Origin of the sequence: Frigidibacter sp. SD6-1 (genome assembly GCF_030143255.1) — a bacterium.
GTDB lineage: Bacteria > Pseudomonadota > Alphaproteobacteria > Rhodobacterales > Rhodobacteraceae > TMP-24.
Genome location: NZ_JARJNR010000012.1, coordinates 73,879 through 80,510 on the forward strand (window position 1 = coordinate 73,879; position 6,632 = coordinate 80,510).

The window sequence follows — 6,632 nt, forward strand, 5'->3', positions numbered from 1 at the left end:
GATACAGCTACCCGGGCGGCAGGCTAGCATGTGCCCGCGCATTGGCCAAGAAAGCGTCGCGCCCGGCGCAACAATAGCGCAAGAACTCAGCCTTCGGTCGGCGGCCCGAAACGGTCCAGCATCCGCGCCTTGATCTGGTCGCGCGCCTGCCGGTAGGCGGCGAGCTTTGCCTCGCGGCTCTCGCCGATGCCGGTCGGATCGAGGATCGGCCAATATTCCACGTCGAGATGGAAGAACCGGGTGAATTCCAGCGCCTGCCTCTGGCTCGCGGGCGACAGGGCCACCACGAGGTCGAAGCCCGACAGATCGTCCCCCCAGTCGCGCATCTCCTCGAACGAGCGCGAGCGGTGGCGCGACAGTTCGATCCCCAGCTCCTGACAGACGGCCACCGAAAAACCGTCGATCTCCATGTCGTTATGGACGCCCGCCGACTGCACATAGGCGGCATGCCCGTAGAATTTCTTCATCATCCCCTCGGCCATGGGCGAGCGGACGGCATTATGGTCGCAACAGAAAAGCACCGAACTCGGGAACCTGCCCGTCAACTCATCCCCCGAAATGCAGGACGCAGATCAGCGTGAAGAGCCGCCGCGCCGTGTCGATGTCGAGGTCGGCCTTGCCCTCCAGCCGCTCCTGCAACGTGCGCGCGCCTTCGTTGTGGATCCCGCGCCGCGCCATGTCGATCGCCTCGATCTGGGCAGGCGGCAGGCGCTTGACCGCATCGAAATAAGAGGCGCAGATCTGGAAATAATCCTTCACCACCTGCCGGAAAGGCCCCAGCGAGAGGTGAAATTCCGCCACTTTCTCGCCTGCCTCGGAAGCCAGATCAAAGACAAGCCGCCCTTCGCGGATCGCCAGCCCCAGCCGGAAGGGGCCGGGAAAGTCCTGCCCGTTCTTCGCGGGAAGCGCGAAGGAGTTTTCTTCCAGAAGGTCGAAGATCGCGACCTTTCTCTCCTGCTCGATCTCGGGCGTGGGCGGCGCAAGTCCCCGGTCGTCGATCTCGATATGGCAGATGCGGGTCATGGCCAGCCTCTCATCTTCCCGGCCGGCAAGGACCCGGGACATTCGCTTGGCTCTTCAAAACCGGGAATATCGCCCCCGTCAAGCGTTCAGACGGTCCAGACGGGCCTGAACCGACAGACCGTGCGCCGAAAGGCTCTCGGATGCGGCAAGCCGCACCGCTGCGGGGCCGACGGCACGCAGAGCCGCGGGTGACATCCGGGCGATGGTGGTGCGCTTGAGGAAGTCCATCACCGACAGGCCGGAAGAAAACCGCGCCGACCGCGCCGTCGGCAAGACATGGTTCGGCCCGCCGACATAATCGCCGATCGCCTCGGGCGTCCAGGCGCCAAGGAAGATCGCGCCCGCATGAGTGATCCTTGCCGCCAGCGCCTCGGGGTCGGCCACGCACAGTTCCAGATGCTCCGGCGCCACGCGGTTGGAAAGCTCCGCCGCCTCGGCCAGATCGCGCACCGTGATCACCGCGCCATAATCGCGCCAGGACGCCCCGGCAATCCCCCGACGCGGCAGCGTTTCCAGCCGCTTCTCGACCGCCGCCGCGACGCTGCGCCCGAACGCTGCATCATCGGTCATCAGGATCGCCTGCGCGCTCTCGTCATGCTCGGCCTGTGACAGAAGGTCCAGCGCCAGCCAGTCCGGGTCATTGTCGCGGTCGGCGATGATCAGTATCTCCGACGGCCCGGCGATCATGTCGATCCCCACCCGCCCGAAGACCCGGCGCTTGGCGGCGGCCACATAGGCATTGCCCGGCCCGGTGATCTTGTCCACCGCCCGGATCGTCGCGGTCCCGTAAGCGAGCGCCGCGATCGCCTGCGCGCCCCCCACCCGATAGACCTGATCGACGCCCGCCAGCCGCGCCGCCAACAACACCAGCGGATTGACCGCGCCCCCCGGCGTCGGACAGGTGACGACCAGCCGCCCGACGCCCGCCACCTTCGCCGGAATCGCATTCATCAGCACCGAGGACGGATAGGAGGCGAGCCCCCCCGGCACATAAAGCCCCGCCGCCGACACCGGCCCCCAGCGCCAGCCAAGCTCCGCCCCCTCGGGATCGGTCCAGCGCTGGTCCTCGGGCATTTGCCTGACGTGATAGGCGCGGATCCGTTCGGCGGCCATCTCCAGCGCCGCCCGATCCTCCGCCGCGACCTTCGCGCATTCCGCGTCGATCTCGGCATCCGAAAAGGCCAGCGTCCCGGGCGTCAGCTCCAGCCGGTCGAACCGCGCCGTCAGCTCGACCAGCGCCTCATCGCCGCGCGCCCGCACCTCCTCGATGATCGCCGCCACCGCCTGATCCACATCCGGCGCATCCTCGCGCTTGGTGGTCAGGAAGGCGGCGAAGGCCGCGTCAAACCCGGGATCGGTGGCGTTCAGGAACTGCGGCATGGGCTTTCTCCTTCCCGCTCCCTTTACGGAAGGCAAAACCAAGGCTCAAGCCCCGGCCGAGGCTCAAGGATCGTCTTGATCGCACATGTGCCGGCGAAGCCCGTCCGCGCCGCCGATCGTGCAAGCCTCACCCTGCCAGCCCGATGCCCCCTCCCCTTCATTCTGGCCCAAATATCCCGGAGGGGGCACGGGGGAGGCAGCGCCTCCCCCGCCCGGCCCCGTCGGCCGACGGCTCCCGGCCCAGCGCCCACACCTCCTCGATCATCGCCGCCACCGCCTGATCCACGTCCGGCGCATCCTCGCGCCTGGTCGTCAGGAAGGCCGCGAAGGCCGCTTCAAAACCGGCACCAGCGGAAATTCAGAAACTGCGGCATGGCTCTCTCCCTTCGCACTGCCTTTACGGAAGGGGTTCCCAGGGCTGAAACCCCGGTCAGAGCGTCTTGGCCATGGTGACCTCGCACCGGTGCGCGCAGGATTTCGGCGCGCCCTCGACCTCGCGGAACCCCAGACGCGCGTAAAGCCCCCGCGCAGCGGCATTCGACGCCCGCACCTCAAGCCAGAGCGCGTCCAGCCGCTGGTCCCGCGCCACCTGCTCCAAAGCCCCCAGCACGGCCTGCCCGAGCCCCCGCCCCCGTGCCTCGGGCCGGACATAGACCGACTCGACCCACCCCCGCGCCACGCCCTCATCATCGGGCGTCAGCGCGGCTACCGCGACCGGACGCTCCCCGTCAAATGCCGCCCAGACGGACGCGCCCGCAAGCCGGGCTGCGAAATCGGCGAGCGGCCGCTCCACATGGTCCTCATGGCGCGACGCAAACTGCTCGGGCTCCCGCTCGAGCGCCTCAAGGCGGATCTCGCGCCAGAGTGCTGCATCCGCGGGGCTCAGACGGCGCAGATCCATGTCATGTCTCCTCCATGGGGCGCCACCGGTGCGCCTCTAACACAGCCGCGCTCCGACCGCATCCGCGGAAGCCTCCGGCGGGGATATTTGAACCAGCGTGAAACGCGTTCTTTCACGCTGGACCAAATATCCCGGGGGGCCTGGGGGGGCCGAGCCCCCCTACTCCGGATGTCCCGGCACCTGCCCCGACGGCGCCGCATAGGGCCGGGTCACGTCGCGCAAGGTCAGGTCGATACATTCGACCTCTGCCGCAATCGCCCCGTCTCCTGCCAGCGTCAGAAGAAGCCGCCCGGCCCCGTCGGCCGACGGCTCCCAGCCCAGCGACAGGACCGACAGGATCATATCGCCATCCGTCCGGTCGAAGCCCTGGCTCGACAGTTTCATGACACCGCCGATCACCAGAAGCGCCCGCGCGCGCTCGAACGGCCGCCCCTCGCGCTCGGCCGCCGCGCGATCTTCCCAGCGGAAGCGGTTGAGGAACAGGGAAAACGTCCGCCCGCGCCGGTCCCAGGCCATGTCGCCCGCCGACAGGACCGCATCCTGCACCAGTGCCGAGATGACCTGCAGATCCTCCGGCCCCTCCGCCTTCAGGCTCAGCGCCGCTTCCCTGCCGTCCTCGAACCGCGCGTCGGCCATCACTCCCCCCTGATCCGCTCGACAAGCGCGCCCACGCCCGCGAGCTTCTCTTCCAGCCGCTCATAGCCGCGATCCAGATGATAGACCCGGCGCACCAGCGTCTCGCCCTCCGCCGCGAGCCCCGCAAGGATCAGCGAGACCGAGGCACGCAGGTCGGTCGCCATCACCGGCGCGCCCTTCAGCTTTTCAACGCCGCTCACCGTCGCATGGCCGCCATGAACCTCGATCACAGCCCCCATGCGCATCAGTTCGGGCGCATGCATGAACCGGTTCTCGAAGATTGTCTCCTCCAGCACAGACGTGCCGTGCGCGGTGCACAGAAGCGCCATCATCTGCGCCTGCAGGTCGGTCGGAAAACCCGGGAAGACCTCGGTCTTCACATTCACAGCCTTCACCCGGCCGGTCGCATGCGCGACCTTCAGCCCGGCCGCCGTCTCCTCGATATGAACGCCCGCCTCCTCCAGCTTGTCGCAGAACGACCCCAGCAGCGCCCGCCGCCCGCCCAGCAGTTCGACCTCGCCCCCCGCAATCGCCGGCGCGATCATGTAGGTGCCAAGCTCGATCCGGTCCGACACCACCCGGTGCGTCGCGCCATGCAGCCGCTCGACGCCCTCGATGGTGATCGTCGCCGTCCCCTCGCCCTCGATCTCGGCGCCCATCGCCCGCAGGCAGGCCACCAGATCGACGATCTCCGGCTCGCGCGCGGCGTTCTTCAGAACCGTCGTGCCCCTGGCCAAGGTCGCCGCCATCACGATATTCTCGGTCGCCCCCACGCTCGCGAACCGCTGTTCGATCACCGCGCCCTTCAGCCCTTTCGGCGCCACAGCATGCAGATAGCCGTCCTTCAGCTCGATCTCGGCGCCGAGCGCCTCCAGCCCCGCGATATGCAGGTCCATCGGACGCGCGCCGATCGCACATCCCCCCGGCAGCGACACGACCGCCCGCCCCGCCCGCGCCAGAAGCGGGCCAAGGACAAGATTCGAGGCGCGCATCTTGCGCACGATGTCATAATCCGCCGTCAGGTTCGTCAGATCATGCGACGACAAGGCCAGCACCTGCCCGCCCTGCATCGAGGTCACTTCGGCGCCGAGCGACTGCAGAAGCTGCGTCATCGTCTTGATGTCGGAAAGCCGCGGCGCATTGGTCAGCGTCAGCGGCTCGTCCGCGAGAAGCGTCGCGGGCATGAGCGCGAGACAGGCGTTCTTCGCCCCCGCGATCGGTATCGCACCCCGCAGGGGCCCGTTGCCCTTCACCAGAATTGAATCCATCCGCCTGCCTCAGCTTTCTTTTTTTCCGGTCCCGACCGCGTCCGCCTGCCCGTCGCCGCGCGCCCGCGCCTGCGCCTTGCGACGCTGCAGGTTCGCCCGAAGGGCGGCCTTCCGCCGCTCCTCCCGCGTCGGTTCGCGCTCAGACTTTCCCGGTTTTTCATCCATGCCGCCTTCCTACAGCGGATCGGAAAAAGGGTCCAGATTGCCCTTGCGCGCGCCCGGATTTGCCACTAAACCGCGCCCCACCAATCGGCGCTGCAGTAGCTCAGTGGTAGAGCACTCCCTTGGTAAGGGAGAGGTCGAGAGTTCAATCCTCTCTTGCAGCACCATCTTTCCTTCTTTCAGGTCAAGAAGATAGGCGCTATCAAGGGCCTAGATTGACTTCGGTGCTACACCTATGTGCTACACCGTGGCTCTGCAGATGGCGCGTCCTTGCAAGCATCCCCGATCCCCACGCCTGGCTCGCCGACATCCTCGCCCGTATACCCGACCACAAGATCATCAAGGTCGACGACCTGCTGCCATGGCGCTGGAACCGGTAGCGGCCAGACCGGGCGCTTGCCAACGGCAATCAAAACCGTGGATTCCCCGAAGGGCGGGTCAAGCAGAGTTTGTCGCGATGCCCGGGCGAGCCGATAGAATCTCCGCGACGCGGTATGATGCCTCCAGTTCGTGCCTCCAACTGTCAGTCTGACTATTGCGCAGCAGCCTGAGTTCCGTCCCGGGAAGGCTCTTCGGTACGTCGCGCCCGATGGCAGCCGCGAAGGATTGAAGGCTGCCAAGCGGATCGATTTGGATGTCTTCATAAAGAAGGCGGCACGGTGAGATTCCGCAGGACGCAAACATCTCTTCGAACTTGATCTCTGCAGCGATCAGCTCCGCTAACCGGCCGGTACATCGTTCAGGGTCGAAGGAGAGATTGCCGAGTCGGTTAGAGCTACCCTGGTAGGAGTGCCAATAGCCGGTAGCGGCACTTTTGTATAAGGAGATAGCTTGGGAAAGGATATCTTTTCGGCGAAGGTAGAACCATTTGATCTTCCCGACAGGTAGCCATCCTCCACTCAATTCGACCAGTGACTGCGCCTGCCAGTAGGAAAGCTGGACACCCGCCGCGCCGTTCCCTTCTTCGACAATCTCCGAGACATAGCGGTTTATATCCCTTGTGCCTCGCAATTTGGGTGGCTTGCAATCGAGATGCATCGCCTCGCCGCGGACGAAATCGAGGTTGAACCATTCCTGCGGCTTTCCCAAACCGCCAGCCTTGCCGATTATCTCACAAAACCAAGTAGATCCTGAACGCGGTATGATAAGGATAGCGTACAGAGCAGACCGCTCGGCCAGTGCGCCAATCAAACGACGATCTAGGGTCCAGACTCATTGAACCTCAAAGCCAGAACATGACGGTGGCGGCGAGGGCGACAGCG

General features: G+C 66.0%; 8 protein-coding genes, 1 tRNA gene and 1 pseudogene. 2 read left to right on the forward strand and 8 right to left on the reverse strand.

The features are described from left to right. Positions 1 to 86: 86 nt before the first annotated feature. The 7 genes from P0645_RS17710 to P0645_RS17740 form a co-directional block, all read right to left on the reverse strand. On the reverse strand, positions 87 to 545 hold the full coding sequence (locus tag P0645_RS17710) for an arsenate-mycothiol transferase ArsC (protein WP_284165880.1): 459 nt from the start codon (positions 543 to 545) through the stop codon (positions 87 to 89). 1 nt (position 546) lies between these two features. After that, positions 547 to 1,023, reverse strand: coding sequence for a UPF0262 family protein (locus tag P0645_RS17715; RefSeq protein ID WP_284165881.1), 477 nt, complete (start codon positions 1,021 to 1,023; stop codon positions 547 to 549). Positions 1,024 to 1,101: 78 nt separating this feature from the next. Continuing rightward, the gene (gene hisD, locus P0645_RS17720) at positions 1,102 to 2,403 is read right to left on the reverse strand and encodes a histidinol dehydrogenase (protein ID WP_284165882.1); all 1,302 of its coding nucleotides are present in this window, start codon (positions 2,401 to 2,403) and stop codon (positions 1,102 to 1,104) included. 430 nt (positions 2,404 to 2,833) lie between these two features. Next, a complete protein-coding gene (locus P0645_RS17725; protein ID WP_284165883.1) occupies positions 2,834 to 3,304 on the reverse strand; it encodes a GNAT family N-acetyltransferase in 471 nt (156 codons plus the stop codon). A 159-nt stretch (positions 3,305 to 3,463) separates the two neighbouring features. Then, complete coding sequence (locus P0645_RS17730) at positions 3,464 to 3,940, reverse strand: DUF2948 family protein (protein ID WP_284165884.1); 477 nt, start codon at positions 3,938 to 3,940, stop codon at positions 3,464 to 3,466. Further along, a complete protein-coding gene (gene murA, locus P0645_RS17735) occupies positions 3,940 to 5,208 on the reverse strand; it encodes a UDP-N-acetylglucosamine 1-carboxyvinyltransferase (RefSeq protein WP_284165885.1) in 1,269 nt (422 codons plus the stop codon). The genes P0645_RS17730 and murA overlap by 1 nt, the downstream gene beginning before the upstream one ends. 9 nt (positions 5,209 to 5,217) lie before the next feature. Then, complete coding sequence (locus P0645_RS17740; RefSeq protein WP_284165886.1) at positions 5,218 to 5,373, reverse strand: hypothetical protein; 156 nt, start codon at positions 5,371 to 5,373, stop codon at positions 5,218 to 5,220. A gap of 89 nt (positions 5,374 to 5,462) precedes the next feature. Here P0645_RS17740 and P0645_RS17745 point away from each other — a divergent pair. Both P0645_RS17745 and P0645_RS17750 read left to right on the forward strand, forming a co-directional pair. Further along, positions 5,463 to 5,537 (forward strand) — tRNA-Thr (locus tag P0645_RS17745). A gap of 117 nt (positions 5,538 to 5,654) precedes the next feature. After that, positions 5,655 to 5,750: pseudogene (locus P0645_RS17750) on the forward strand (transposase domain-containing protein); the annotation flags it as partial. 58 nt (positions 5,751 to 5,808) lie between these two features. Here the strand turns inward: P0645_RS17750 and P0645_RS17755 are convergent. Beyond that, a complete protein-coding gene (locus P0645_RS17755; protein ID WP_284165887.1) occupies positions 5,809 to 6,561 on the reverse strand; it encodes a Stf0 family sulfotransferase in 753 nt (250 codons plus the stop codon). Positions 6,562 to 6,632: the final 71 nt, after the last annotated feature.